Source organism: Curtobacterium flaccumfaciens (assembly GCF_018598405.1).
Lineage (GTDB): Bacteria > Actinomycetota > Actinomycetes > Actinomycetales > Microbacteriaceae > Curtobacterium > Curtobacterium aurantiacum.
Map to the genome: position 1 here is coordinate 74,472 of NZ_JAHEWS010000013.1, position 26,612 is coordinate 101,083.

Below are 26,612 nucleotides of genomic sequence, written 5' to 3' on the forward strand. Positions count from 1 at the left end.
GCATGTCAAGCGCTCGGGGGATCCCCGTGATCGCTGTCCTCTGACCGGCTGCGGGAATGCACGACCAATGGAACGCCTGACGCGATGAAAGCCCACCCGAACAGGAAGATGCCGCGGTGCTCGTCCATGAACGGGACGTTGAGCTGCAGCCACGGACGCGCTAAGTAAACGGCCGACCCGGCAACGATCAGGGCAATGCCTGCCACCAAGCACAGACGTCGGCGTCCGATGGTCATGCTTCCACCCGTTCACCGGCGATCACCACGGGTGTCAGCGAGCCGTGCGTCGAGATGAGCTGTGCGGACATGAGCGGTACCGGGGCAGTTCTCATGATCTGAGCGTACGGATCCTGCGGGTGTCCTGTGATCAACCGCTAGCCGGAGATCGTTCTCCGTAAGGTCCGGGCGATCGCCGAGGTCCGCAGGGTGCGATGAGTCCAGGGCTGCTCCGTGTGCTCGCTGTAGGACTGGTGATGATCGGCATCGTTTGGACACTCCTGTCCGTCTTCGGTGGCCCTGAGTAGTCAGAGGTCGAGGGTGGAACCCCACAACGTCCGATAGTCGGGTGCAGCATGACTGCTGAGGGCACGGCAGTGTGCCCCCAGCAATCAGCGCACGGCTGTTGTCTCAGCTGGAAACGTAGTAGTCGTTCACGCCTCCGAGGTTGCAGCCCACGATGCGCTTCGTGCTGGCCGTCGACCCGTAGACCATCTTCTTCTTGTTCCAGGTGTTGAACGCATCGGAGCTACACGTCCAGTTGAAGTAGACGGTGCCGGTGCATGTGCCAACCAGCTCGCCGGCCTGCTTGGCGAAGTAGCTACAGCTGCCCGCAGCGGAGGCTGAAGTAGCCCCTCCGAGTGTCAGGCCCGCCACCATGAAGGCGGTCGCAGCCCCGGCTGCGAGGAACCGCTTGAGAGTTCGCATCATTGCTTTCCCCTTTGGTGCACCCGGACGGGTGCTCACCGGCAGCCCACCACAAAATCCATAGCCCGTCCATAGGCCGCTCATTGGGACGGTGTCTCGATAGCCGATCACTCTCCGAACGCCAACGGCGTTAGGGCCCCTGTTGACGTCGGTGCGCTGCGTGGAGATGCTGCTGGGCGGCGTGGAGGACGTGTTCGATCTCCACTTGCACGGCAGGGTCGCTGTGGTGGTGTCCCCGGTGGGTGTGGGTGGCGGCGAGGACTGCGAACGTGCGTGCGAGCGTGACGAGAAGTTCCGCCCGCGCGACCGCGCTGTCCGCCGACCGGTACAACCGCGCCAGCCGCCGCTCGAGGGAGCGCACGCTCGCCGACCGCATCGTCACCGCGACTCCCCCACCATCTCATCGACCGGTGCCCTCCGTGAATGGCCCGTGGCCGGCCCCGTGGGCCGACGGTCCGGAGTGCCGATGCGAAGGGCGATCCCGCCGACGATCAGCGGCACACCGAGCAGCACGATCACCGCCGTGGGTATCCATCCGGTGCCAAACCAGAGCGCCAGTGCCGGCGACGACAGCACGGCACCTGTGACGATGAGTTCGGCGCTCACGTCACGCACGGTCGTCTCCGCCCGTGTTGCGGATGTACCAGCGGAGCAGCTCGACGACGTCGACTTCCCGCTGCGATCCGTGGCCGAGGTCGCGGATCTCCGCTATCCACGGCGACGCGGCCCCGGAGGGGATGAGTGCGAGGAAGACGCTGGCAGCATCGGGAGGGGCGGTCCTGTCCGGTTCCGGACGGATCCTTCGGTGACCTCGAGCATCTCGGCAAGTAGGGGCAGCGTGAAGCCGAGTTTGCGGGCGGCACCGATCAACGACCGAGTGGTCCGGAATGCGCCCCGCCGGTCTGGACCGACCGCAGTCAGCTCCGCTTGCTTCGCGGCCTGCAGGAGCACACAAAGAGCCTCGCGCTCCCCAACGGAATGAAACTCGGGCTGCCCGGTCATGCTGGTCGATGCCGGTTCGGTGGTGGTCACTGCTGGTAGCTGGAGGTCGTTGCGGCACCGATGCCGATGACGAACACGAAGATGATCACCAGCGCCCAGCCGATGACGAACAGGCCGTTGAGGACCAGGCCGGTGATCGCCGTGCCGCGGCCGGCGGGTTCGCGGCGGATGCCGATGATGCCGAGGACGAACCCGACGACGGGCACCAGGAACGTGAACCCGAGGACGATCGACACCAGCCCGAGGACCATGCTCGTGACGCTCAGGCCTTTGGGCGGGCCTGGCTGGTAGCCGACGACGACGTGCTGCGGGAACGCTTGTGTCGGCGGGTGGGGCTGGTACTGCGGGTTGTTCCCGTGCGGCGGGTTGGTCATGCGGGTCTCCGTGAGGGCGAGGACGGGCGAGGGTGCGCCGTCCGGTGGTCTCGCGTGGTGCGAGGTGGTGCCGAGAGCACGATCGGCGGGCCGTTAGGGGACGGCCCGCCGATCGTGTTGCGGGTTGGTGAGTTCCCGCTCCTCGGGTGATCCGCTCCCGAGGGGCACCGTCAGATCCGGGGTCAAGGTCGATCTGACGGTGGTTCCGGGCCGGCCGGAGTTGGACTTGTGCGAGTCGCACTCCGGCCGGCCCGTGAACTTGTTAGGCGTTCTCCTGCACGTCTCCGCTGTTCCGGCGCCGGCGGACGACCAGCAGGCCGCCACCGAGGGCGAGGAGCATCAGCGCCAGACCGATCCCGGGACCGACGAGCTCCGTACCCGTGAACGCCAGCCCGGCAGGCGGTGCGGCGATCGGGTTGCGGGTGCAGGTCGGGTCGGTGGAGACGCACTTCGTCGCGGGCGGCGGACCATCGACCGGGTCGAGGTAGTTCTCCATGACGTGGTCGCCCTGCTGCGCGAAGGGCTTGGTCGTCACCGCGTAGGTGACGATGACCTTCTGCTTCGCAGCGAGGGTGCCCGTGATGGTGAGCTTCGCGTCGGTGATCTTCGACAGCGTCAGCGCCTTGTTCGAGGCGACGGGCTGCGACGTGACGTCCGCGTCGTCGAGGACACCGGTCATGTCATCGACGTGGTTCACCTTGGCGTTGCCAGCACCAACGTTCTCGAAGGAGAGCGTGTAGTGCAGCGTGTCACCGGGGCGCACGGTCGTGCCAGTGTTCGGGTCGACGATCTTCGTCACCTTCAGGGCACCGATCGGGTTGACGGTGCAGTCCGGGAACTGCTCGCTGGTCGGCTTGCAGACCGGGCTCTTCGGCGGCTCCTCGTTCGAGTTCAGGAGGAAGTTCGCCGCGATGCCGTCACCGAGCTTGCCGGCAGCCTTCACCGTGAGCTGGTACGTCACCGTCGCCGTCGCGCCGGCCGGCAGGCTGCCGGTCACGTGCGCACGGTTGTCGGTGCCGAACGTCGTCGCCTTGAGGTTCCCGCCCTGCACGGTCGGCTGCTTCGTCACCGTGGCGTCATCGATCGCGTGGGTGATGTCGTCGTCCTTCTTGACCGTGCCAGCCTTGCCGCCGTTGTTCTTGAAGTGCAGCGTGTAGGTCAGCACCTGGCCGGGCACCACGTCAGTGGTGGTGGCCGGGTCGACGGTCTTCCAGTCGACGATCGAGGTCACCGGGTTCTCGGTGCAGTTCGTCCTGTCTTCGTCGCAGACCGGCTCACCGCCGGTGTTGACGAGGAAGTTCCCGAGCTGGCTGTCACCACGCTGGCCATCGGCCTTGACGGTGACCTGGTAGGTCACCTTCACGGTCTGACCGGCAGCGAGAGTACCGGTGAACTGGTACCCGTCGGCGACCTTGGTGGATTCCAGAGCCTTGTCGGACATGGTCGGCTGCTTGGTGACGGTGGCGTCGTCGATGACCTTGGTGAGGTCGTCGGTCTTGTCGACGTCGCCGGCAGCCTTGCCCTTGTTCGTGAACGTGAGCGTGTAGGTCAGCACCTGGCCCGGCGTCACCTCGGTGCCGGACTTCGGGTCGACCGTCTTCGACGACACGACCTCCGGGATTGGGTTCTCCGTGCACAGCCCCGGAGCGCAGGGCCCTCCGTTGCTGAGGGCGTTGCCGAGGTTGTTGTCCCCTCGAGCGCCGTCGGCCTTCACCGTCACCTTGTAGGTGACGGTGCCGGTCTCACCAGCGGGGACCGTGCCGCCGACGGTGAACGCCCGGTTTTCGATGTCGGAGACGTCGAGGGAGTCCATCGCGGATGCCGGCTGCGTGGTGACGGTGGCGTCGTCGAGGACCTTGGACAGGTCGTCCTTCCAGCCTGTGACGGGCGCGTCGGCCTTGCCCGTGCTGTTGTCGAACGTCAGCGTGTAGGTCAGCACCTGACCGGCGGTGACCGTGGTGCCCGACTTCGGGTCAACCGACTTCGACACCTGCAGTGCCGGCAGCGGCGTGACCGTGCAGTCCGGACGCTGCTCGTCCGTCGGCGTACACGTCGACGGCGGCGGCGTGTACGGGTCGAGGAGGAAGTTCTTCGCCTCGTTGTCCCCACGCTCGTCGACAGGCTTGAACGTCACCGTGTAGGTGATCGTCGACGTCTGCCCCGCGGGGAGGTTCCCCGTGATGCGGATGATGTTGTCATCGCGCGTCGCCGTCAGCGGACCAGTGGCCGCCTCCGGCTCGGTGGTGACAGTGGCGTCGTCGAGGACACCGGCGAGGTTGTCGACCTTGTTGACCGGCCCCGTAGCCGCACCCTTGTTCTCGAAGTGCAGCGTGTAGGTCAGGGTTGAGCCGTTCCGCTCGACCGTCTTCCAGTCATCGATCGCCGGTGCGGGGATCCGGACCGAAACACACGGGTCAGCGCCCTCGGTGGTGTCTTCCTCGGGGACGCAGGCGTTGTTCGTCATCACGTGGTCGCCCTCACCGTTGTAGGTGACGGTGTACGTCAGGACAACCGACTTCCCGGCACCCAGCGGACCCGACCAGGTCAGGTTCGGGGACGTGAACGTGGGGTCAGCAACAGCATCACTGTCGATCGTCGCGGCGAGGGAACCCTCGTCGAGCGCGGCGTCGTCGAGAACCTCGGACATGTCATCCGACACCCGTGCCGGAGCAGCGGCCGTGAAGGGCTGCGAGCTGGTGTTCCTCGCCGTCACCGTGTAGGTGACCGTGTCACCCGGCTGCGGCAGATCGGTTGTGTCGGCCGTCTTCGTGACCGTCAGCTTCGGGTCCTCCAGCGCCGCGTTCGTGACGTTGCAGGTGTAGTACGTCGCGTCCGCAACCCGCAGCGTCCACGCACCAGTCGACCCGCCCGTGCTGACAGTGTTCCCGTCAGCATCGGTGCAGACGACGCTCGCGTCGTAACGAGACAGCGGGCTCCCGGAGCCGGCCGCCATCGCGTCCGTGATCGTGTACGTCGCGCCCTGCGAAACGGGCCAGTCCGTCGTCGACGCGGTCGTGTTCGTGCCCGTCGTCGTCGCCGAGGTCAGCACCGTGCTGCCGCTGTTGCGCAGCCCAACCGTGAACTGGTCCTGCGGAACATCACGGCCATCAACGGTCTTCGTGACCGTGATCGTCGGGATCGGCGCGGTCGCGCAACGTGCACCATCGTTGCCCGCCGAGGCCGGCCCCGTCGAAATCCGCAGCGCGGTCCGGTTGGTGGGGTCAACCCGGAAGATGGCACCGGAGGAGTTTTCGCTGAAGTACAGGTTGCCTGCAGCATCTGCGTAGCCAGCCCCGTACGTCTCTCCCCCACGAGTGTTCGGAAGGGCGCCGAGGTTCTGGTAGCTGTGCGTCGTGGCGTCGAAGCGGATCAGCTGCCCTGCCCCGGTACCGCTGGTGGTGTTGCCGATGCCGTAGAAAGCACCGTCAACGAACACCCAGTCGGAGGGGAGATTCGCGATTCCGGCCGGCTTCGTAACCGAACCAGAGTCGAGGACCTGACCATAGGTCGAGGAGCCGGGAGCGAGGTCGATCTCGACCCAGGAGCCGTCCTGGTTGCCGCCGCGCTGGAGGAACAGATGCCCAGCGTCGTCGAAGTCGCCGACCTGGAAGCCAGGCGATGCAGCAACTCCGGCCGGACGACCGAGGTCAGTAAGCCCACCATCTGCCGCGACGCGGACGATGGTCGCTGTGTCGACGTCCCAGCCGTACACGTAGTTGTCGAGGGTGTTGTACCCGACAGCGTTCACGTTGTCCGCGGTCGAACCGATCTGCGTCGCAGCCCCAGAAACGAGGTCGACCTGGTAGATCTGGTGACCGCCAGCTGCCGGCGACTGGAACAGGTACCCGTTCGCCGAGCAGGTCCACACCGGCGGATCGGTGATGGTAAGCGTGGTGTCACCCGGCTCGTTCAGGCCAACCGTGGTCACGTTGTCCGGACCGTTGGTGTAGGAACCAGCCTTGTTGCCGGTCACCTGCACGGTGATCGTGCAGGACGCCTGGTTGGCGTTGAGCTGACCGTCCGTGATCGCAACCGAGGTCGCACCAGCGGTCGCGGTCTTGGTCGCGGCGCAGGTGCCGCCGACGGTGGAATTCGCCACCGTCAGGCCCGCGGGGAGGTTGTCGGTGAACGACCAACCGTTCTTCGCCCCGAGCTCGCTGGTGTTCGTCACCGTGAACGTCAGCGTCGACGTGCCACCGGCGCGGATCGACGTCGGGCTGAATGCCTTGTCCAGCTGCGGAGTGACGTCGAGAATCCGGATGTTGTCGATGGTGTGGTCGTTGCCGGTGCCGGAGCCCTGGTTGTTCACCATGCGGATACCCACCGATGAACCGTTGAAGAGAACGGCGCCGTTCGAGGTGGCGTTCGTCACGTTGACCGTGCCCGCGGGGGTGGGCCCGGTTGCGGGCACGGAGATCGCGCGACCGTTCGCGCATCCGTTCACCTGCGAACCGGCGTTGGTCGCAGTGCCCGCGTCGTTCAGGAGCTGGAACTGCAGCAGCGGCACAGCCACGTTGCAGTTGATGGCCGCGACATCAGCGCTGAAGGAGATGAACCGGTTCGCTGCGGTGAACGGGATGTTGGTGGCCGTCTGGAACTCGACCAGCCCCGCACCCGGGTTCCCCGCGGTGAAGGCGGTGTCAGCGAAGTTGTAGTCCGGCCGGGCAAGACCGTTGCTTTGCCCGATAGCCCACGCCAGCTGCTGCGACTTGTTCCACGCGTCCCGACCGGCAGCAGCGCTGGAGCCGGCGGAGGTGCAGTCTGCGATCTGCGCCGGAGCTGCGTTGTTCTGCGCGTAGGCGGCGATCCAGCCATTACAAGCCTGCAGCCACGCCTGGTTGGCTGTGTACTTCTGCCCGGTCGCGCCGGTGTAATCGGTCAACCGTTGGATCGGTGTGATGTCGGCGACATTCTGGAAGTCCTCGGTGTACACCGTGGTCGGCGCCGACGGCGTGCCCGGGTTCCCCGGAGCTGCGTCAGCTGCAGGCGGCGTGGCGAGCGAGATGGCGGATAGCCCGCCGACCGCAAGCGCGGTGAGCGCGACGCCCGCGACGACACGTCGCAGACCACCCCACCTCGTCGCTGTCAGTTCTTTCTGACGTGGTGACACAGGTTTTCCTCCCAGAATGAGCCCACGACGCGCAGCTCCCCTGATCGGGGCCGAACGGGACTCTCGAAGCTGAGTTTCACGTGTGAACTCCCGATCAGATAGGTCAGAAAGGGTGCGTTCACCCCGGCGAGTGACGCGTTCACCCTGGAGGTGCTCCGGCAAGCTGCGGCGGCGTGACCGGGCCGTTGCATGGCAACAGTTGCCGTTTAACGCTCCGGCCCGGCACACTCCTTGATGCGATGAGCCATTCCCCTACGACTCCGTCCGCCACTCCCCCGTCCCTCCCGGACGCTGTCCGGCATACCGGGACGCGGGACGGGTGGGCGGCAGCGGCCAAGCTCGTCGAGGAGCACTGGGATGCCCTCGCCGCAACCGATCCCGAGCAGCTGCTCGCCGGCGTGAAAGCGCTGCCCGGGGAAGCGTTCATCCGCAACCCGGGCCTGACCATCGCCGCGAACCACCTCGAGCACGTCGCAATCGGCGGACGCCCCGCCCGCGTGCACGCGGCCATGGAACACGACCGATCGGCGCTGGTCGGAGCATCCCCGCTGGACCGGCTGATCGCGCTCACCAGCGACTCCGCAGCAGCACGCACCCAGGACGACCCGGCCCGAGCAGCCGAGCTCGCCGAGCAAGCCCTCGACGAGCTCGACGCACTGCCGGCGGCCGCCGCGACACCGATCGGGAAGTCGTTGGCACACCTGCGCATGCAGTGGGCGCGGTCGTTGGATGCTGCGGACCGCCCCCGCGCCCGGCTCGAGTACGAGCGCACCTACGAAGTCGCCCTCGCCACGGAACAGCTCCGGGTTGCCCGGCGCGCCGCGAGCCAGGCAGCCTGGTTGCACGCCGAGCGCGGCCGCCTCGACCTCGCAACCACATGGGTGACACGAGCCGCCGACACCGGCGTCACGGACACCCGCTACGACGCCGCCCTGCTCCTCACCCAGGCACTGATGGGCATCGACAGTGACGACCTCGCGGCCGCGAAGGCGTTCCTCGACCAAGCTGACGAAGCAGGAGTCGGCGAGTACTGGGCTGCCGCACTCTGGGTGCACTCGCTCTACGCCCACAACGTCGCCGACGCCGCAGTCACCGAGACACGCCTCGCGAACTGCGTCCAAGAGCACCCCGGCGTGCTCGAGGCTGCCGGCTTCGACGGGCGACTCTCTCGAGCATGCCGGGTCCGAGTCCTGCTCCTCCGGGGACGGGTCGCGGAGAACCTCGACACCCTCGCAGCGCTGTCACCCTCTGACCGGGTCATCGCTGCGGCCGTGGCCCACGTGGAACGCCGCGACCGCGACGCGATGCGCCTCAGTCAACCCATCACCGAAACCGGTGTCGAACCCAGACTGCAGTCCAACGCACTCCTCGTCCACGCCGCCGCCACGCTCGCACTCGGCTACACCGACACCGCCACCCACGCATTCATCCGCGCCGACGCCCTCATCCAGCACGCCGGCCTGCACACCGGATACGAAACCATCGCCCCGGACGATCTGCAGCAGCTCGTCGAACTGTCGGGCAGTGAGACGCACGCCGCGATCCGGATCAGCTCCGCCCGCCGGGACCTCTCGAACCTCACCCCCAGGGAGAACGACATCCTGGCGCTACTGACCACCGAGCTCACCACCGGCGAGATCGCGTCGACGCTGTTCATCAGCACCAACACGCTGAAGACCATGACCCGGCGTCTCTACCGAAAGCTCGAGGTGAACTCGCGGCAGCAAGCTGTCGACCACGCCCACCGGGCAGGGTTCCCGAACGGCCGAACCTCTCCCAAGTAGCTGCGTCGGCTACTCCGTGTCGCCCGCTTGGCAGTCCGCGGATGCACCATTGCGGCCTTCCTCATGCGCGAGAACCTTCCCGTCCGCATCGACGATCTCGCAGCTCACCGTGCCGTTCGCCGGCGCCGTTGCGGTGACACCGGGTGACCAGCCCCCGTCGACCTTCTTCGACCACGACTGCTTACGCACGGTCTCCTCGAAGTCGACCGAGCCAGCCCCGAGCTGCACCGTGTGGTACTCGATCTTCCCGATGTGATCAGCAGTCGTCGTCACGCGATATTCGACGATCCCCGAGGACACCGTGCCGGAGCACGCAGCCAGGGTCCCAAGCGTGACGAGGGCGCAACCGGCAGCGAGCAGAGATGTCTTGACGGGCTTCATGCTCACTACCTCACCGGAATCAGTGTCGACGCGGCGTCATCCCGTTGGCCGACGCCGGTCATCACCGCGAATGACTGGCCCGGGAAAAGGCGGATCGGCGTCGAGGTACCTCTGGTGCAATCACCCTGAAGCGGTGACAGTTCACCCCGACGAAACCCCAGTGCGGCGCCGCTGAGGTTCGTGCGGCGCCGCTGAGGTTCGTGCGCCACGCAACGCGCAGCGCCCGCCGCGCCGTTTCGGGAAGCCCCGCCCGCCATGCGCTGTCGGCGACCACCACGTCAGCCGTCCTCAGCGCGGGCACCTGCTGCAGGCGTGCGTCGGTGATGCGATGCCTGGTGCACGTCGTGCAGGTGCTGGAGTGCAGCGGTCAGGATCCGTTCGCAGCCCGTCACCTCCAGTGCCTGACCACCGTGACGCTGCGACGCCTCGACCGCAGCGTGGTCTGCGGCTGCCCGTACGATGACGACTAGTGCGAGGGCTCGCTCTGCGGGGTCGCTGGTGTGGCGGAGCATCCGTCTGGTGCGGGCGTTGAGCAGCGCAAGGCGCACCTTGTGATTACTCATGTGCGGACCGCTTCGATGACCATGTTGTCGGTCGAGGGCCCGCCTTCGCGTCGCTGCAGGCAGGTGATCACAACCAGTCGGTTCGGGGTATCCGCCCACACCTTGCCGGATTGGGCGAGGTCAGTTTTCTCGACCACATGCGACCCGGTGATCGTGTAGATGACGTCGGCGACTTGGATCTTCTCCCCGGCGCGCACCTTTGCTTTCTGCTCGGCGACGTCGATCAGGTAGTTTCCGGGTCCGACGCCGCCATTACGCAACGAGTGCATGACCACGAACACGGTCCCCGATGAGGCTTTCGTGATCGGGACGCCCTCGTTGCGGATCCAGTACGCCGAGGTGAACCCGGGTGGCACGACCTCGCCGTTGACGGCGTTCAACGCGCCAAGTGGCACGTCGAGGCCGACGGAGGGCACCACGAAGTGGGCACCGGTGTCCGGGACGGCGGATGCTGAGGCGGCACTCGTCGGTGCTTCTTCTGCCTGCACACGGTTGCCGTGCAGGTCGACCGGACCCGACTGCGTTTGCGTGAAGCCGAAGATGCTGACGGCGATCGCCAACGCCGTGGCGGCGCCGACGGTGAGGAACACCCACCGTCGACGCCGCCCACCTTCATGCGTGGTGTCAGTCACCGATCGTCGTGCTCTGACGACGACGCAGCGTCATCAGGCCCAGCGTCACCATCCCGGCAACAGCAACCGCGCCGGAACCGATCCACGGCCACACCGGAGCGGACACCGCGGTCCCACCGGTCGCAACCGCCGCGCCCACGGGCACGGGCGGCACCACGACGGTGGTGCGCGTGATGCAGCTCGCCGCGGTCACGCATTCGCCACCGATACCAGGGATGACGGCGTTGGTGAGCTTCCGGTTGCCGGTGTCGGGATCGTTCACCGTGAAGGAGTACTTCACCGTGACGCTCTTGCCCTTGGCCAGCGCACCCTTCCAGGAAAGGGTGTTGCCCTTCACCGCGGCGCCCTTGCTGGCGTCGTCGTTGTAGGTGGCGTCGTCGGTGACCTTGGACAGGTCGTCCGTGAACGATGCCGGCTGCTCGGTCGTGTAGTCGGCCTCACCGGTGTTCTTCACCGTCACCTCGTAGTGCACGACACCGCCGGGGCCCGTCGTGGTCTTGTCCGAGGTCTTCTCGACCGTGAAGCTGCCAACGGGGTCGATCGTCTTGCAGGCGTCCTCATCCGGCAGGCAGCCGCCACCGAGCTCCGGCGGCCATACAACGGAGTTCTCCAGCGATCCGTCGCCGGTCTTCGACTTGTGGACCGTGACAGAGTAGGTGATCTTCTTGGTCTCGCCGACCTTCAGCGGACCAGACCAGGACAGGGTGTCGCCGTCGACGGTGGCGCCGTCGGTGACGTCGTCGTTGTAGGTGGCGTCATCGGTGACCTTCGCCAGGTCATCGGTGAACGAGGCCGGGGCGTCCTCGGTGTAATCGGCCTTGCCGGTGTTCGTCACGGACACCGTGTAGGAGACCTTGCCGCCGGCGTGAGCGATGCCGCCCTCGGCCTTGGAGGTCTTCTGGACCGCGAAGGTCCGGACCGGGGTCTCGGTCTCGCAGACGTCGCAGACGCCGCCGTTGCCCTCGGGCGGGGTGACCTTGTTGTGCAGCAGACGGTCACCGGTTGCTGGCGCGTTCACGACGGCGGAGTAGGTGATCGTCTTCGACTCGCCGACCGCGAGTGGGCCGGACCAGGACAGCGTCTTCCCGTCGACGGTGGCACCGTCGGATGCGGAGCCGTCCACGTAGGTGGCGTCGTCGAGGACCTCGGAGAGGTCGTCGGTGATGGTCGCCGGCGCGTCCTCGCGGTATGCGCCCTGGCCGGAGTTCCGGACCGTCACGGAGTAGTCGATGGACTCGCCCGGGTAGAGGACGTCCTTCGACGCGGTCTTCGTGACCGTGTACTGCTTCATCGCGTTCGTCACGTTGCACAGGTACGCGTCGTGCGTTGCGATGTTGACCGTCCACGATGGGCCCGTCCCGGAGGTTGCGACCGGTTGCCCGGTTGTCGTGTCCGTGCAGACGAGCACCCCGTCGTACCGGGAGAGCGCGTTCGGGGAGTCCTCGGCCATCGCGTCGGTGATCGTGTAGGTGCTGCCGAACGTCACGGGGACGCGGGTGCTGGTTGCCGTGGTGTCGGCGCCGGCGGTCGTCGTGGAAGTGACAGCGCTCCCCGCTGTGTCCGCGGCGGTCACGGTGAACTGGTCAGCGGCGTCGACGCGGCCATCGACGGTCTTCTGCACCTGCATGGTCGGGCAGAGCGCCCGGGACCGCACCTCGGCGTTGAAGCCCTCGGCCGGGTAGTTGCTCTTCACCTGCACGAGGATGGTGTTCAGACCCGTCCGCCAGTTGCTTGCCATCTGCGTGACCGCTTCCTGACCGCGGATGAAGCCAGGCGCGTTGTAGGGGTCCGCAGGAGACTGCGGCAGGTTCGCGCCCGACTGGGCGACGTCGTTCACCCAAACGGCCGCGACAGAGTTGTCCGCCAGCCAAGACATGTCGAGCCGGAACGATGCCGGGTCGACCTGCGCAGCGAGGTTGAACTGGTACCGGTAGTACCAGTTGCCGCCACCAGTCTGCTGGTTCTGCCCCTCGGCCGGCGACACATACTGAGCGGAGATCCACTGCGAACGGCCGGACTGGCTGTCGGTCCACGCGTTGTTGATCTTGCCGGCATAGGCCGGTGCGTAGGTCGCACCCGCCGGGTAGGTCGCTCCGGAGGGACCGGTGTAGTCCGCGTCCGAGTGGTTCAAGCCGGGGTAACCGCCGGCGACTTCCCACCGTTCGTCAGCAGCGCCGTTGCCAGTCTGCCCACCGCTGGAGGAGTTGAACCCGGTGTTGAAGATCGCCGGATCCGTCGTGCACGTCACCGTCGGCACCGTCGCAGCTACGGCAGGTTCAGCGGGAGCGAGAACAGCCCCAGCGCCGAGCACTGACCCTGCAATCGCCAGCGCGCCGACGACAGCTCCTGTGCGCAGCCGCGCCGATCGCTGCGGAAGCATCCGCTGCTTCTCCTGACCCGCGGACCGATGACGCGCTCCGAACAAACTCAATCTCATCCTGATCCCTCTGCTCCATACGAACTGGTTACCGGGCCGCTCGCGTACAGCAGGCGGGCCCTTGGAGCTGAGTTTTGTGTGTGAGGGGCCACAGAGATACCCCGGAACGGACACGTTCACCCTCCCCGGAGAAACGTCACCCCGGAACCGTGTCCATCGGCGCTCGTTGACGCTCTACCGTTGCCACGGAGGGCCTGATCCCCTTCCGTGGTGCCCGCCCGACGCAGCCCCCTAACTGCGGACGGGCGGGCACCAGCCTCGACCCTGGAGCAGACTTCGAGGACTTCGCCCTCTCTCGGGATTCCACGCGCTGTTGGTCTGCGGGACAAGCGGCAGCCCATCAGGCGCAACCCGGCGAGCAACACCATCCCGGCTTCTCGCCCGCGGATAGCGGAGCGTTCTGAACGTGGTTTCATCGGTTCCGTCGATGATTGGTCACATGAAGTACATCCACTACAACGGGCAGGCGACGATGGCTGCCGATGACGTTGCAGACGCGGTGATCCAGTACGCAGCCGTGCTCGGCTCGAACGGGAAGACCGACACTATCGACGTCCCCACCTTCGATGACGATGGCCAAGGTGCGATCGAGACGTTGCTGATCGGACCGGCGAGCCAGATCACCGTCAGCCCCGCCCCTGAAGACGAACTCGAAGCCGACCACGACAGCTTCGTGCAGCACCTCCGGGAACTCGCTGCAGCCGCAGGGCCCGCACGACCCGTCCACGAAACCGACCTCATCGACGGAGCCGAACTCTCGTAGTGGCAACGGGCGATCGCGACGCCCCCGTACGACCGCGCCTGACCGCGCCCGTCGCTGTCGAGACGACAGCCTGCGTCAGGGACGTGACGCCTGGAGCGTCTGCCGGGGCAGCTCACCGAACTCGTCCCGGTACGCGCCAGCGAACCGTCCGAGGTGCCCGAACCCTGCCCACCGAGCGGCCTCTCCGACGGTGAGCTCTGGATCGGACTCGAGGCGTTCCCGGGCGAGGAGCAGGCGGATGTGTCGCAGGTAGGCCAGCGGGGTGATGCCGTGGTGCCGGTTGAACGCCGCCTGCACCCCGCGGACGCTCAGGCCTGCGGCGGCAGCGATGTCGGCGACGGTGATCGGTTCACGCGCGTGCTCGAGGAGGAACGCTTCTGCTCGAGCGAAGCGCGTGACTGCAGTGGTCGGGGCGTGCTGGCCGACCGGCCAGTGCGGGATAGCCGTGAGGAGCCCGCCGGCAGCGAACCGGGCCAGCTGGCGTTCACGCTCCTCCGACACCACGTCCGGCCCGCCGATCACCTCCGCGGCGACGGTGCGGACCATCAACCACCACGCGGCCAACGTCGGCCCTTCGGGAACGTGGTGCGGGTGGAACTCCAACGGTCTCGGCGCCCACTCGCCACGTTGCGCGGCGACCTGTTCGACCGTTGCGCGGTCGATGCGGATCAAGTCCTTCTGGAACGACTCGAACCGCACCTGCTGAGGCTCGTTCCGGTACAAGACAGGGCGGCCGATCGGGACAGGGCTGCCGTCGATGGTGCCGCTCCCGGACTTCAACCACACCAACACCATCGCGCTGTCGGACTCGATGGTGCCGCTGACGACCCCGGTGCACGCTGTGGTCTCCAAGGACAGCAGGTGCGTGCCGCGGACCCGTTCCTCGAACGCGAAGGCGGCACCACCGGGGTCAACATCAACGGCGTGTGCTGCATGGGTACGAGCGATCGCGTCCGCAGCAACCGCCGGGTCAGCGGTCTGCGTCACGCGTTGGGTGCGGCGCATCAGTTCAGGCACGGATCGATAATCACCGCAACCGGGAGCCGCTGCAGGCAGGTTCCGAAACCGGATAAGGATGACGGGATGCGTCCCAGCCCAGTTGGGGCTACAGTTGCGCCACCCCGGTGGGGTCAGGGCCAGGGAGGCGTTGCCGATCGGCGTTCGGGTCGCTGGTCGGCAACGCCGGCCGTGGTACCGGCTCCGACAGCTGCGGCCCGCATCGTTCAACACGGAACACGGCCATCGACGCCCGCCCCAGGACACGAGACCCCGGGACATCTCAACGGGCCGGCAGATCACGAGCCAGGAACACTCAGCCGGCCCGCAACGCCCACACTGCCCGGCAGTGAAGGCGAAACGGTCGACGCGGCCAGGGTCTAGGGCTGCTACTGCGGTAAGCATAGGGACCAGCGCAGAACCCGCAACCCCTTGACGCCTCATCCAATTTGGGAGCCCAGAGAGCTGCGGCCACCCGTCACCTTGCCAGGGCGGTCCAGCACAGGCACGCGTGCAAAGAAGGCCCGGACCAGTCTCGATAGCCGATCCTCAACCGGGCAGACTTTGCGACGCCTGACGTCAGCGTTGAGCAGCGATGGACTGTGCGGCGTCGACGAATGCCGTGATGTGCTCCGAGAAGCGGCTAGCTTCCCAGGCGATGTGCACGGCGGTGGGTGCCAGGTCGGTGATGACGCAGAACGCCACGTCTGGGCGGCGGTAGAACCGGGCCGTTGATAGCGGCAGGATCGCGATGCCGGCACCGCCGGCGACGAGTTCCAGCTTCTCCTCAACGGTTCGTGACCTGCGCTGGGTAGCACCTTCGAGCGCACGCCGAACGGGCGTAGCGGTGGACCATTCGGGCACGGCTGCCGGGTCCTGCAGGAGCACCTCAGCGCTCAGGTCCTCCATCGTCACCTGGTCGGCACCGGAGAGGGGATGCCCCGTCGGGAGCATCACGACCCTCAGCTCCTCGTGGAGGAACACAGTCTGGATGCCCGCACTGTTGAAGGGTTCTCGGAGGTAGCTGACGTCTGCACGACCGTCATGCAGCACCGCGACCTGTTCCTCCCACCCGGTACGCAGCACCCGGACGTCGACGGACGGCGCACCGCGTCGGAACGTCCGCACTGCGTCAGTGACGGTCAGCCCGGGCATGAAGCCCACCGTGAAGACGTCCTCGCCGCGCGCCGCGATCGCGACGCGTCGACGCACCGCGGCGGCAGAAGCGAGCAGCGAGCGCGCCTCGGTGAGAAGGAGACGTCCGCTGTCGGTGAGTTCGGTCCCGCGGGTATCGCGGACGAAAAGCTGCATGCCGAGTTCCTGCTCGAGCGCGCGGATCTGGCGAGACAGCACCGGCTGAGCGATGTGGAGCTGTTCCGCGGCGCGACCGAAGCTCAACGTGTCCGCGACGGCAGCGAAGTACCGCAGCTTCCGGAGGTCGAGATCGGCGTTCACACCCTCATCATGGCTCATACCCGTTGGGTCTCACCGCGTGATGAAGAGGTCTTGGACGGGCTGGCGATCGAGCGCACACACTCGATCCTGTTCGATCGAAAGGAACACTTTGTCCCTCACCAATCAGCGCGTCGTGATCATCGGCGGCACCTCCGGAATCGGTCTCGCGACGGCACATGCAGCCGTGGATGCCGGCGCGGAGGTCGTCATTGCCTCGCGCCGCCAGTCCAGCGTCGATGCCGCACTGGGCGAGCTCACCGCTTCCGCCACGGGCCGGGCACTCGACGTGCTCGACGCCGACCACGTCGCGTCGTTCTTTGAAAAGATCGGCGGGTTCGACCACCTCGTCTACACCGCAGGTGAACCCCTCACGCTGATGCCCGTCGACGGCCTCGACATTGACCAGGCGCGCGGGTTCTTCCAGGTGCGTTACTTCGGCGCGCTCAACGCGGTCAGCAAGGCCGCGCAGCACATCCGGCCGGGAGGATCGATCACCCTGACCTCCGGGTCAGCTCGCACCCGGCCGGGTGCCGGGTGGGCGGTCGCATCGAGCCTGTGCGGAGCGACGACGAGTCTCGCCGGCGCTCTCGCCGTCGAGCTGGCGCCGACGCGTGTGAACGTCGTCGAGCCCGGCATCATCCGCAGCCCCCTCTGGGCGGGAATGACCGCCGAAGACCAGCAGGCCATGTTCGACCAGCAGGCCCAGACGCTCCCGGTCGGCCGCGTTGGCGAGGTGAGCGACGTCGCGCAGGCATTCCTCTACGCGATGACGCAGCCCTTCATCACGGGAACCTCGATCCCCGTCGACGGCGGAGCGCTCCTCGTCTGAACGATCAGGCGCTCCGGCTGCCTCGCGTCGCGAACCCCGCGGCGCGAGGCACTCGCTTGCGGTCAGCGACGAGCGATCTGATCGGTGACGAAGGCTGCCAGGTCGGTGACTTCCCGGCCAGCAACATCGTGCCCGATATCCGGGTACACCCGCTCCGTGACGGAGAGATGCTGCGTGCTGAACATGGCGGTGCGGCGTACCGCGGCAGCGGGGATCACCCCGTCGTGGGCGCCTCGACCCCAGAACACCGGTGGGCGCTCCGATCGGAGGGCTTCGTCGCCAGGTTGGGTGTCGTTGACGACGAATCCGCCGAGCTGCACCCCGTACGCGAATACGCCGGGACGCCGGCGCATCATCTGCAGCACCATCGCACCACCCTGCGAGAAGCCCAGCAGCCCCACCGATCGGGGCGTGGGCAACGAGTCGCACCAGTCCAGGACGGCGTCCGCAGCAGCGTTGGCCACTGCCGGCTGCGGGTCACCGATCGGGTTCCCGACGCTGGGGAACCAGGCGTATCCGCCCGCCTCGGGAATCGGTGCCCGCACGGACGCGATGACCAGGTCCTCGGGGAATTCGTCGCGGAGCGCGAACAGGTGCCGTTCGTCGTAGCTCCACCCATGCATCATGATCAGCAGATCCGACTCGGCCAAGAGGCGGGACGACCACAGCACGGCGGTCGGATCAAGCAGCGGGTACGGAGTGTGCGGGGTGCGCATGGAAGTCCCTTCGTGTCCCACTAACCGTGTCGCTTGGCCGCCGCTCGCGTCCAAGACCTCTTCCGTGACCGGTGATACCTGGACTGCATCACCCCGTGAGATCTCGGGCAGGTAGGGGTGACCGGATTCCGTCGAGAACGATCTGGAGCGCACGGACCCGCTGTGCAGCGTCGCGGTAGAGCCCGCCAGTGACCGCGAAGATGACCCGCATCACGTCATCAGCATCGATTCCCCCGCGGATCTGCCCATCCTCCCGAGCGCGGTCGAACAGCGGCTCGGCAATGCCGTAAATCGCGTCACGGGTGGGGTCGTACACCTCAGACTGCTCGGTCAGGACCGAGACCACCGGGTGCTTGGTCCGCATGAAGTCAACGAACTTCTCCAACCACCGACGCAACGCCGTCCACGAATCGACGTCGTCACTACCCGAGCCGAAGCTCACGAGCTCGACCACGGAAGCCAGATAGACCGCCTCCATCAGCGCCACCCGGGTCGGGAAGTTCCGGTACAGCGTCGCAACACCCACACCTGCTCGGCGCGCGATCTCCTCCATCCCCACGTCTGCGCCAGCTTCACCGAACGCTTCCGTGGCCGCGGCGAGGACCGCGTCGAAGTTCCGCCGCGCATCAAGCCGCCGCGGACGCCGGTCCTCCAGCATCGCCATCAAGGTCATGGCCCCATTCTCCCCTAAATGTGATAGACCTGCTACCAGTTAACCGAGAGACTGCCTCTCGGTTCTGAACTTGGCCGGCGAACGGCCGGGAGGCACAGTCATGACCGCACCCACCACCTCGACCCTCACCATCGGCGGAGACCTCACTGTCGGCCGTATCGGCTTCGGTGCGATGCAGCTCACCGGCAAGCAGGTCTGGGGCGAATACCCCGACCACGACGGCGGCATCGCGCTACTCCGCGCGGTCGTCGACGCCGGCGTCACGTTCATCGACACCGCAGACGTCTACGGGCCGCACTCGAACGAACTCCTCATCCGAAAGGCCCTGCACCCCTACCCGGACAACCTGGTCATCGCGACCAAGGGTGGCTTCGTCCGCGGCGGCTACGACTACTCCACTCTCGACGCGGTCGGCAATCCGAACTACCTCCGGCAGTCGGCCAACATGAGCGCGCGGCGGCTTGGTGTCGACAGCATCGACCTGTACTACCTGCACAGTGGCCAGGCAACGGACGTCCCGTTCGAGGAACAGGTCGCCACTCTCGCCGCTCTCAAGGATGAGGGCTTGATCCGGCACATCGGCTTGTCGAACGTCACCCTCGAGCAATTCGAGCTCGCGCAGACGATCACCCCCATCGCCGCAGCGACGGCGCTCTACAACGCCGGAATCCGCCGGGGTGTGGACCTGCTCCGCGCGACCGAGAAGACCGGCGCAGTCTTCTCGCCGTGGCACCCCATGAGCATCGCCGATGGCGGCGATCCGGAACGGATCACCGCCGCTTTGGAGCCGATCGCGCAGAACCACGGCGCCACCGTCCAGCAAATCGCACTTGCCTGGCACCTGCACCGCGCACCGAACACCCTGCCCATCCCCGGAACCACCAGCCTCGAGCACCTCCGAACGAATCTCGCCGCAGCACAGATCACGCTCACCTCCGAAGAGATCTCCACAATCACTGCACTCGTACCCGAGGACTGAACAGAACAGCGTCCGGCGAGCAGCTCGTGGCACCGGCTCCGGAGCAGCCGCCCTCAGGTCAACGCGCGCATGAGGGAGAACGGACACCACGCAGATCGACCCGAGCCCTCGGCAAAAGAGCCATCTCGTCTCGATAGCCGATCGGCTACCGAGACAAATTACTCGGGTCGTCTCAGCTCAGTGAGACAACGAGCCGCGCGCGCTCAGTTCCAACGGGCGGGCAACAGGCTGTCCAAGGTCTCTGCACGGTCCGCCGCCACGATGACTTGCGTGTCGACGTTCCTGTGGTCGATTTGGTACATGAACTCTCTGCATCGCCCGCAGGGCGGTAAGACCGCGATCGCACCGTCATCCCCGCGTGTCACCGCAACGACCTGCGCGATTTGAGATTCCCGTGCGGTGATCATCGCGCCAATCGCGCCCGCTTCTGCGCAATACCCCATGCTGCTGGGCACATCGATACTCACGCCGAAGAACTGATCCCCCTGGGGGGAGACGATCACTGCAGCAACCGCGCCTGACACACGTGAGTCAAGCTCCTGCGGATTCAGGTACTGCGCTGCGACGCGAATCAAAGCAGCACCATCTGCCGGCCTTACGCCTTCGGTGCTGCTCATCGGAGCGCCGCCCTTCGGTACGGGTAGTGGGACGGATCCGCCCCCTGACTGCCTCAGTGCTTCGAGCGTAGGCCAGCACCGAGTCCACCGGCACAGCAGATCCCGCGCCGGTTGTTTCATCGCCGCCCGCAGTGCGCAGCTTCCCTCAGCGGTGCGAGCGTGATCGGTCTCGGAAGTAGCCGACGATGTAGACAGCGAGGATCACGATCCCGGCGATCTGCAGCGCAAGCGACAGCCCGCCCAGGAACTGCGCATCCGGTACCAGCCGGAGGAGCAGGGATGCGAGCACGGACGCAAACGCCACGAGGACCAGCGGACGATTCTTCATGCGTTGACTCTAACGACCACCCGCAGACACCGTCTCGATGGCCGATCGTCGAGGGACGGAGTTCGTCATTCCAGGCCCTGCGTCCCGTCCGGAAGGGTCGTCACACTGTCCTCCGGCCGCGGTCGCTCCATCAGGCGCCACGATCCGCCGAGCAGCGGTGCCATCGTGACGACCGTGTAGAGCACCGCCACCGCTCCGAAGGTGGCAGATGTGCCGAATCCGTCGGCCGCCAGCCCCGCGAGCAACCCGCCCACAGGGATGCCCGCCCACGCGCCGGCCCCGAGCAGTCCGAACACACGTGCCCGCATGCGCTCTGGGATCCGCTCCAGCTCGATGGTGCCGAGGATCGGGTTGATCGCCCCTGCCGCCAAGCCGGACACCGCAGCGGATCCGAGCATCCAAGGAAGCCCGAGCCCGAGTGCCGGGACCAGCAACGAAGGGCCGCCTGCGAGGATGAAGCACAGCGTGAACGTCAGCCGCCGAGGAACACGGTGCGCTACGTAACCGAACACGACAGAACCGAGAAACGCCGCCCCGCCGAACGTTCCGGTAACGAGCCCGAGGGCTTGTGCGCCACCGAGCTGATCGTCCGCGTAGAGCGGGAGCAGCGTGTTCGACCGAGCCGCGTCGAGCAGGTTCGTGACCAGTACGAGCGCGACGATGAGCCGGAAGAGTGGGTCCCGGACACAGAAGCGGAAACCCTCGGCGATGTCCTGCCAGTAGCCCTGCGACGGCGTGGATGCAGTGTCTGCGGAGGACGCCGACTCGACACCGCTGATGAGCACCACCGTGAGCAATGCCGCGGTTCCGAACGCCGCTGCCGTGCATGCCAGTGCTGCCATGGGGCCGACCGCTCCGACCAGGAGACCGCCCACCGGTGCGCCGATGAGTACGGACAACCGCGCGGAGCCCTCGAACTGGCCGACCGCGCGCTCGAGCGGCACGCCTGCCGACACTGCGAGCCCGGGCAGGAGCACCCGTCGTGCGGATTCACCCGGGGTGTCGAACATCCCACTGACGAACACCAGCGCGAGCAGCGCCCAGAATGGCAAGCCGACGGTCCACGCGAGGAGGGGCATCGCGAGGAGGGTGAGCCCACTGACGATGTCGGACCCGATGCTCGATCGGATGAACCCGACTCGCTCCACGAGCGCCCCGCCGAACGGCCCACCGAGCACGATGGGCACCGTCGCCATGAATGCGGTGATCCCGACGTCGGTGGCGGAGCCCCCGCGTGCGAGTACCACGAAGGGAACCGTCACAGTCGTGACGACATTGCCGATCCGCGAGATGACCTGCACTGCGAGCAATGCGCGGACTTGTCCCCTGGCGCTCAGCCGCGTGGCCACGGGTATGCCTGGTGCAGCACGAAGACCTGCTCGGAGCTGTCGCCAGCGCCGTGCGTGGCGCTGACGGCAGCCCACCGCTCAACGACCGCCCGGAGCTCCTCACCCATCGCCCGCAACTCCTCGACAGAGAGCCGCAGTACCCGGTCATAGCTCGTCGACGCGGCAACCCACTCGCGGCCGAAGGTCGCCGCCCGATCCACGAACGCTTCGTAGTTCGCGGCGTAGACACGGGCAACCGCGTGATCGAGCGCGTTCGCGGCCAAGGTCCGCTCCGGATCGTCGAGCGACTCAGCGGGGTCCCAGAACGACGAGTCGTGCGCGGGCCGCCACCAGCGCTCGCGCCGATCGCTCCCCTGATCAGCCGCCGGCTCGACGAGGCCGGCGCCGGCGAGACGAGTGCAGTGGTAGCTGATGGTTCCCGGCGCCTCATCGATGACCTCGCCGAGCATCGCTGCGGTCTGCGGTCCGTTCGCCCGCAAGAGTCCGAGGATGCGCAGCCGTGTGGGGTGAGCGAGAGCACGCATCTGCGCCGCGTCGTCAATACGTCCGTCAGCCATACCGAGACCCTAAGTCCACAAGAAGCATTGCGCAATGGCATTGTGTAGCCCTGTCGTGATAGGACTCTTCAAGCTCGATCGGCGACCGGCCGCCGTTCTCCTTCCGGAGTCCGAAGCGCCACAGCCACACGCCCGCTTGACGATCCGTCACGTGGAGGCCCCGCTGCGAGTCAGATGTCCGGCTGCGTCACACCGGACCATGGGCGACCCCACGGAGGTCGCGGGCGCTGTTCTGTGGCTGCTTTCTGAAGACGCCGGGTACGCCACAGGAACGACCATCCGCATCGCCGGCGGCAGGTGAAGGTAGGGCCCCCGAAACACGACACACGGCCACGAATCATCACCTCGAATTCCAGCGCACCCCGCCTCAGCTGCAGACCCCGAGTGCGCTGATCACTCGGCGGATTGTCCGGTTGTCCATCGGTTACGGAGCGGGCACCAGCCCACGGGTGATGACGTAAGTGCATTCGCTGACGTGGCGGCCATCGCGACTGATGGCCGTCGAGAGCAGCTGCATACCAAGACGCTCGCAGAGCGCACGAGAGGTCGCGTTGTCCTCGTCCGTGGTCGCAACGACACGGTCGAAGTCGAAGCTGGTGAAAGCGGCTTGCACCAGACCCGACACCGCTTCGGTAGCTAGTCCGCGTCCACCGAACTCCGGGTTGAAGACGTAACCGATCTCCGCAGTGCGGGGGTCCTCACTCACCCACACGAGACCGACCTCGCCCACGACGGCTGCAGTGTCTCGTGTCTCGGCAAGGAGGACGAGCTCGTCCCCCGGACCCGTGAACGGCGCCTGCTCGTACACGCGCAGTTCAGCTTCTGCTCGCGCTGTCGTCCAGACGCCGGCAGAGAGGTGGCGTGCGACATCCGGTCGCGCCCGATACGCCAGGACCGCCCCGACATCCGCGGAACGGCAGCGGCGGAGCTGGAGGCGCTCGGTCTCGATCACGCTTCCACCGTAGCGTCGCAGCAGCACTGGGAGCCGAACCCCTGATCCAACCGAGAGACTGCATCGAACACTCGTCTCAATAGCCGATCGGCTACCGCACTCGTAGCGGCTGGCTCGGTGTCGGCGAAGATCCAGGGACCTTGGGGTCTCAGCAGACCCGCCCGGCTAAGTGCCCGGCGAAGGCCCCACTAGCGGACGGCTAAGCCCGCAGGCCGAGATCGTCAAGCCCGACATTGACGTGGGGTTCGCGTGGAAGGTAACGAAGCCGGAGCGGGTCGGCTCCGACCCCGGGGATTGGTGCTGCACTCAAGCAACTAGGGGTCGCTTGGCCGGAATGTGCTTCCAGCCCGCGTGGTAGCTCCGAGGAGTCTACTACGGAAAGAAGGAGTTTTTGGACTCAGTCTGGAAACGCGATATGATCGGGTAGGCAGCGTTCGGGGGCTGCTACCGGGGAGGGACCTGCGCGTCGCATGGATCTCGCCGCTCAGGTCCTTCCCCGGGTCGAAGGGCCAGCGAAGGATGGTCGAGTGCCGCTTGAGGAACGCAGCCTCTTGGAATTGATCCAGCAGTACCGTCGGCTGAAGCACGGAGGCGCAGGACAGCACGAGCGCGAGGTGGCTCAGGCCCGCCTGAACGCCCTTGTCGACGAGGCTCATCGTGGTGGTGACCGCATTCTGTGTGCGCTGGCTACTGACGCTCGCCATGCACCTATCGACATGACAGAGGCATACCTGCTCGAACTTCTACAAGTGATGCGAGTACGCAGAGCAGCTGGCAAGTGAGCCCGGGCAGACATGACGCCTCGAGCGCCGGAACGGATGGGTCTGAGCCTGAGGGCGCCATCCCGCCGACATCGATGAAAGCAGCGGAGCAAGCGGAGCATCGAGCAGGAGAAACGAAATCCTCTCATCGGCGGTTACCAACCTGGTGGAGCATCGATGCTTTGGGCTGGGAACGTCACCCTAACGCTTGGCTGGAGCGCGAGTGATTTGGTCTTCTCGCGCCGGGCGCTGTGCGTCAGCCTGCCCCTCGATGGATACCCAACTTCCTGCTCGCAGAGTGCAGGAAGCACGTGTCAGCGCAGCCACTGGTATTCGTACTCTGGCCTTCCGGGCCCAGTGTGCCGCACATTCCGCTCAACTTGTCCGGAGGTGATGAGGTACTCCAAGTAGCGTCGTGCTGTCACGCGTGATGTACCCGTCGCCGCGGCCACTTCGCTCGCGGACGCGCCACCGGGAGATCGCATGAGGACGGTCTGGATCGGCTCGAGCGTCTCGCGGGCGATGCCCTTCGTGAGCTCGGTTGCCATCGGCGGTCGAAGGGTGCTCAGGCTCTGGTCGATGTCTGCCTGGGTGAGTGACCGACGGTCCTCGAAACGGCTTCGGAAGTCGCGGTACGTGGTGAGCCGTTCCGCGAACGTGCGGTAGCTGAAGGGCTTGACGAGGTACTGAACGATCCCGAGCGCGATCGCGCTCTTCACACCACGTGCGTCATGGGCTGCTGTGACCGCGATCACATCGACTGCAGACCCCGCGGCCCGCAGGTCACGGACGAGTTCGAGGCCATGGGCATCGGGCAGGTTGAAGTCCAGCAGGACGAGGTCTGGCCGTTCGGCAGCGACGGCGGCCAGCATGGCACGGCCGGTGGCCGCCGAACCGGCGACCGAGAAGCCCTCGAGGCGGGTCACATAGGCGGCGTGCGCTTCCGCGGTGAGCGGTTCGTCCTCGACGATGAGGACACGGACGTCGCCGCTCACATCGTCCCCCGCCCCGGTGCCAGGTCAACCGTGAAGGTACTGCCACCGGGTCCGGTTGTGACAGTGATGTCGCCGCCGTTCCTCGCGACAGCGGAGCGGACGAGGTCGAGTCCGACCCCCCGCCCCTCCGGGCCCGACGGCTTCGTCGACCAGCCCCGCGCGTAGGCGGTGTCGATGTCCGGGATGCCGGCACCGTTGTCGCGGACGACGAAGTGGGTGTGCCCGTCGGCGACGGTCACGACCACGGCGACGGACGGATCGCGGCTGCCCCCGTCTCCCGTGACCGCGTCGACGGCGTTGTCGATGAGGTTGCCGATGACGGTGATGACGTCGCCGGCCGGGACCGGCACCGGATCTCGGAGGCCGGACGTGTCGATCGTGAGCGTGACGCCGCGCTCGTGTGCTTGGGCTCGTTTGCCGTTGAGGACGGCGGTGATCACCTCGGGGGTGGCGGCTCCGGAATCGCCGGCTCCGTCACGTTCGCCGACGCCCGCGTGCCGGTCGATCTCATCAGAGGCGAGCCGGATCGCCTGGTCCACACGCCCGAGCTCCATGAGCGCCACGACCGTGTGCAGGCGGTTGGCGAACTCGTGGGTCTGTGATCGTAGTGCGTCGGTGAGCGTCCGTGTGGCCGCGAGTTCGCCGGACAGGTGCTGGAGTTCGGTCTGGTCGCGGATCGTCGCTACCGCGCCGAGGGGCTTCGCCGATGCCCGCGAGAACGCAATCTCCTGGTTGACGACGAGCACCCGGTCGGCACTCACGTACCTCTCGTCCACGGCTCGGTCGCCCGACGCGAGCAAGGTCCGCAGCTCGTCCGATACGTCGAGCACCTCGAGCGGGATCGGCTCCTGGCGCTCGGTCGGTGCGGGCAGGTTCAGCAGTTCCGCGGCTCGGTCGTTGTGCAGCACGACCGACGCCGACCGGTCGATGACGACGAGCCCCTCGTGGATGGAGTGCAGCACACCCTCGTAGGAGGCGAACACGCGTGCGAGCTCCTCGGGCCCGCGCCCAGCCGTGACGCGGTCGAGGTAGCGGCTGAGCAGCCACGAGAACAGTGCTGACACCGCGACGATCGACAGGGCCAGCGCGATGACCGACGCGAGCCGGGGCACCAACGCGCTCGAGATGTTCGCGACCGTCACGCCCGCTGCCACCAGACCGACGACCCTGCCGTCACCGTCTTCGATGGGTGTCACGGCGCGCACAGAAGGTCCGAGCGTGCCGGCGAAGGTCTCCGTGAACGTCTGGCCGTGCAGTGCCGGCGCGATCGTCCCGCGAAACGCCTGCCCGATCTCGGAGCGATCCGGGTGGGTCCACCGCGTCCGATCCGGCGCCATGATGGTGATGAAGTCGATGTGGGTGCGGCGCATCAGATCGAGGGCGTACGGCTCGAGCCGTCTCGCAGGATCACTGCTCGTCGCCTGTTCGCGCACGAA

The 26,612-nt window shown here is 66.8% G+C and carries 24 protein-coding genes; 5 read left to right on the top strand and 19 right to left on the bottom strand.

The window, feature by feature from the left end; translation table 11 throughout:
• Window positions 1–5: 5 nt before the first annotated feature.
• From KK097_RS10185 to KK097_RS10205, 5 genes are all read right to left on the bottom strand, one after another.
• Window positions 6–236 carry a hypothetical protein gene (locus KK097_RS10185; RefSeq protein ID WP_214544629.1) on the bottom strand — a complete coding sequence of 77 codons (231 nt, stop codon included), beginning with the start codon at window positions 234–236 and terminating at the stop codon, window positions 6–8.
• 390 nt (window positions 237–626) lie between these two features.
• Window positions 627–926, bottom strand: a complete 300-nt coding sequence (locus tag KK097_RS10190; protein WP_194589912.1) for a hypothetical protein — start codon at window positions 924–926, stop codon at window positions 627–629.
• 375 nt (window positions 927–1,301) lie between these two features.
• Window positions 1,302–1,529, bottom strand: coding sequence for a hypothetical protein (locus tag KK097_RS10195; RefSeq protein WP_214530099.1), 228 nt, complete (start codon window positions 1,527–1,529; stop codon window positions 1,302–1,304).
• Between the two features lie 422 nt (window positions 1,530–1,951).
• Window positions 1,952–2,299, bottom strand: a complete 348-nt coding sequence (locus KK097_RS10200) for a DUF4190 domain-containing protein (protein WP_214530100.1) — start codon at window positions 2,297–2,299, stop codon at window positions 1,952–1,954.
• 262 nt (window positions 2,300–2,561) lie between these two features.
• The gene (locus tag KK097_RS10205; protein ID WP_214544630.1) at window positions 2,562–7,181 is read right to left on the bottom strand and encodes a DUF7927 domain-containing protein; all 4,620 of its coding nucleotides are present in this window, start codon (window positions 7,179–7,181) and stop codon (window positions 2,562–2,564) included.
• Between the two features lie 467 nt (window positions 7,182–7,648).
• Here KK097_RS10205 and KK097_RS10210 point away from each other — a divergent pair, with 467 nt between their 5' ends.
• Window positions 7,649–9,193 carry a helix-turn-helix transcriptional regulator gene (locus KK097_RS10210; protein WP_214544631.1) on the top strand — a complete coding sequence of 515 codons (1,545 nt, stop codon included), beginning with the start codon at window positions 7,649–7,651 and terminating at the stop codon, window positions 9,191–9,193.
• A 9-nt stretch (window positions 9,194–9,202) separates the two neighbouring features.
• Here KK097_RS10210 and KK097_RS10215 read toward each other — a convergent pair whose 3' ends face one another.
• The 3 genes from KK097_RS10215 to KK097_RS18685 all read right to left on the bottom strand — a co-directional run bounded on the left by KK097_RS10215 (window position 9,203) and on the right by KK097_RS18685 (window position 13,017).
• Window positions 9,203–9,574, bottom strand: a complete 372-nt coding sequence (locus tag KK097_RS10215) for a hypothetical protein (protein WP_214530103.1) — start codon at window positions 9,572–9,574, stop codon at window positions 9,203–9,205.
• A gap of 559 nt (window positions 9,575–10,133) precedes the next feature.
• A complete protein-coding gene (locus tag KK097_RS10220) occupies window positions 10,134–10,727 on the bottom strand; it encodes a class F sortase (protein WP_214530104.1) in 594 nt (197 codons plus the stop codon).
• A gap of 34 nt (window positions 10,728–10,761) precedes the next feature.
• Window positions 10,762–13,017, bottom strand: coding sequence for a DUF7927 domain-containing protein (locus tag KK097_RS18685; RefSeq protein ID WP_214544632.1), 2,256 nt, complete (start codon window positions 13,015–13,017; stop codon window positions 10,762–10,764).
• A 628-nt stretch (window positions 13,018–13,645) separates the two neighbouring features.
• Here KK097_RS18685 and KK097_RS10230 point away from each other — a divergent pair.
• A complete protein-coding gene (locus tag KK097_RS10230; RefSeq protein WP_214530106.1) occupies window positions 13,646–13,969 on the top strand; it encodes a hypothetical protein in 324 nt (107 codons plus the stop codon).
• 75 nt (window positions 13,970–14,044) lie between these two features.
• Here KK097_RS10230 and KK097_RS10235 read toward each other — a convergent pair whose 3' ends face one another.
• Window positions 14,045–14,986 carry an AraC family transcriptional regulator gene (locus tag KK097_RS10235; protein WP_214544633.1) on the bottom strand — a complete coding sequence of 314 codons (942 nt, stop codon included), beginning with the start codon at window positions 14,984–14,986 and terminating at the stop codon, window positions 14,045–14,047.
• A 558-nt stretch (window positions 14,987–15,544) separates the two neighbouring features.
• Window positions 15,545–16,420, bottom strand: coding sequence for a LysR family transcriptional regulator (locus KK097_RS10240; protein WP_214544634.1), 876 nt, complete (start codon window positions 16,418–16,420; stop codon window positions 15,545–15,547).
• A gap of 109 nt (window positions 16,421–16,529) precedes the next feature.
• Between KK097_RS10240 and KK097_RS10245 the strand changes: the two genes are divergently transcribed.
• Window positions 16,530–17,249 (top strand): SDR family oxidoreductase, encoded by a 720-nt coding sequence (locus KK097_RS10245; RefSeq protein WP_214530129.1) that lies wholly within the window; start codon window positions 16,530–16,532, stop codon window positions 17,247–17,249.
• Between the two features lie 62 nt (window positions 17,250–17,311).
• Here the strand turns inward: KK097_RS10245 and KK097_RS10250 are convergent, their stop codons facing one another.
• Together KK097_RS10250 and KK097_RS10255 are read right to left on the bottom strand one after the other, a co-directional pair.
• Entirely contained in the window at window positions 17,312–17,965 is a 654-nt protein-coding gene (locus KK097_RS10250; RefSeq protein WP_214530109.1) for an alpha/beta hydrolase, read from the bottom strand.
• Between the two features lie 88 nt (window positions 17,966–18,053).
• Window positions 18,054–18,638 (bottom strand): TetR/AcrR family transcriptional regulator, encoded by a 585-nt coding sequence (locus KK097_RS10255; RefSeq protein WP_214530110.1) that lies wholly within the window; start codon window positions 18,636–18,638, stop codon window positions 18,054–18,056.
• A 100-nt stretch (window positions 18,639–18,738) separates the two neighbouring features.
• On the opposite strand from KK097_RS10255, the gene KK097_RS10260 reads away from it, so the two are divergent.
• Window positions 18,739–19,617, top strand: a complete 879-nt coding sequence (locus KK097_RS10260; RefSeq protein ID WP_214544636.1) for an aldo/keto reductase — start codon at window positions 18,739–18,741, stop codon at window positions 19,615–19,617.
• A 203-nt stretch (window positions 19,618–19,820) separates the two neighbouring features.
• On the opposite strand, the gene KK097_RS10265 is transcribed toward KK097_RS10260, so the two are convergent.
• From KK097_RS10265 to KK097_RS10285, 5 genes are all read right to left on the bottom strand, one after another.
• A complete protein-coding gene (locus KK097_RS10265; protein WP_214530112.1) occupies window positions 19,821–20,234 on the bottom strand; it encodes a hypothetical protein in 414 nt (137 codons plus the stop codon).
• Window positions 20,235–20,379: 145 nt separating this feature from the next.
• Window positions 20,380–20,562 (bottom strand): hypothetical protein, encoded by a 183-nt coding sequence (locus tag KK097_RS10270; protein ID WP_214530113.1) that lies wholly within the window; start codon window positions 20,560–20,562, stop codon window positions 20,380–20,382.
• Between the two features lie 65 nt (window positions 20,563–20,627).
• Window positions 20,628–21,911 carry an MFS transporter gene (locus KK097_RS10275; protein WP_214530114.1) on the bottom strand — a complete coding sequence of 428 codons (1,284 nt, stop codon included), beginning with the start codon at window positions 21,909–21,911 and terminating at the stop codon, window positions 20,628–20,630.
• A complete protein-coding gene (locus KK097_RS10280) occupies window positions 21,896–22,468 on the bottom strand; it encodes an ArsR/SmtB family transcription factor (protein WP_214530115.1) in 573 nt (190 codons plus the stop codon). The genes KK097_RS10275 and KK097_RS10280 overlap by 16 nt, the downstream gene beginning before the upstream one ends.
• 424 nt (window positions 22,469–22,892) lie before the next feature.
• Window positions 22,893–23,420 carry a GNAT family N-acetyltransferase gene (locus KK097_RS10285; RefSeq protein ID WP_214530116.1) on the bottom strand — a complete coding sequence of 176 codons (528 nt, stop codon included), beginning with the start codon at window positions 23,418–23,420 and terminating at the stop codon, window positions 22,893–22,895.
• A 527-nt stretch (window positions 23,421–23,947) separates the two neighbouring features.
• Here KK097_RS10285 and KK097_RS10290 point away from each other — a divergent pair.
• Complete coding sequence (locus tag KK097_RS10290) at window positions 23,948–24,202, top strand: hypothetical protein (protein ID WP_214530117.1); 255 nt, start codon at window positions 23,948–23,950, stop codon at window positions 24,200–24,202.
• A 293-nt stretch (window positions 24,203–24,495) separates the two neighbouring features.
• Here KK097_RS10290 and KK097_RS10295 read toward each other — a convergent pair whose 3' ends face one another.
• Together KK097_RS10295 and KK097_RS10300 are read right to left on the bottom strand one after the other, a co-directional pair.
• Complete coding sequence (locus tag KK097_RS10295) at window positions 24,496–25,176, bottom strand: response regulator (protein WP_214530118.1); 681 nt, start codon at window positions 25,174–25,176, stop codon at window positions 24,496–24,498.
• The coding region (locus KK097_RS10300) for a sensor histidine kinase (protein WP_214544638.1) at window positions 25,173–26,612 on the bottom strand (1,440 nt) is incomplete at its 5' end. The genes KK097_RS10295 and KK097_RS10300, both read right to left, overlap by 4 nt.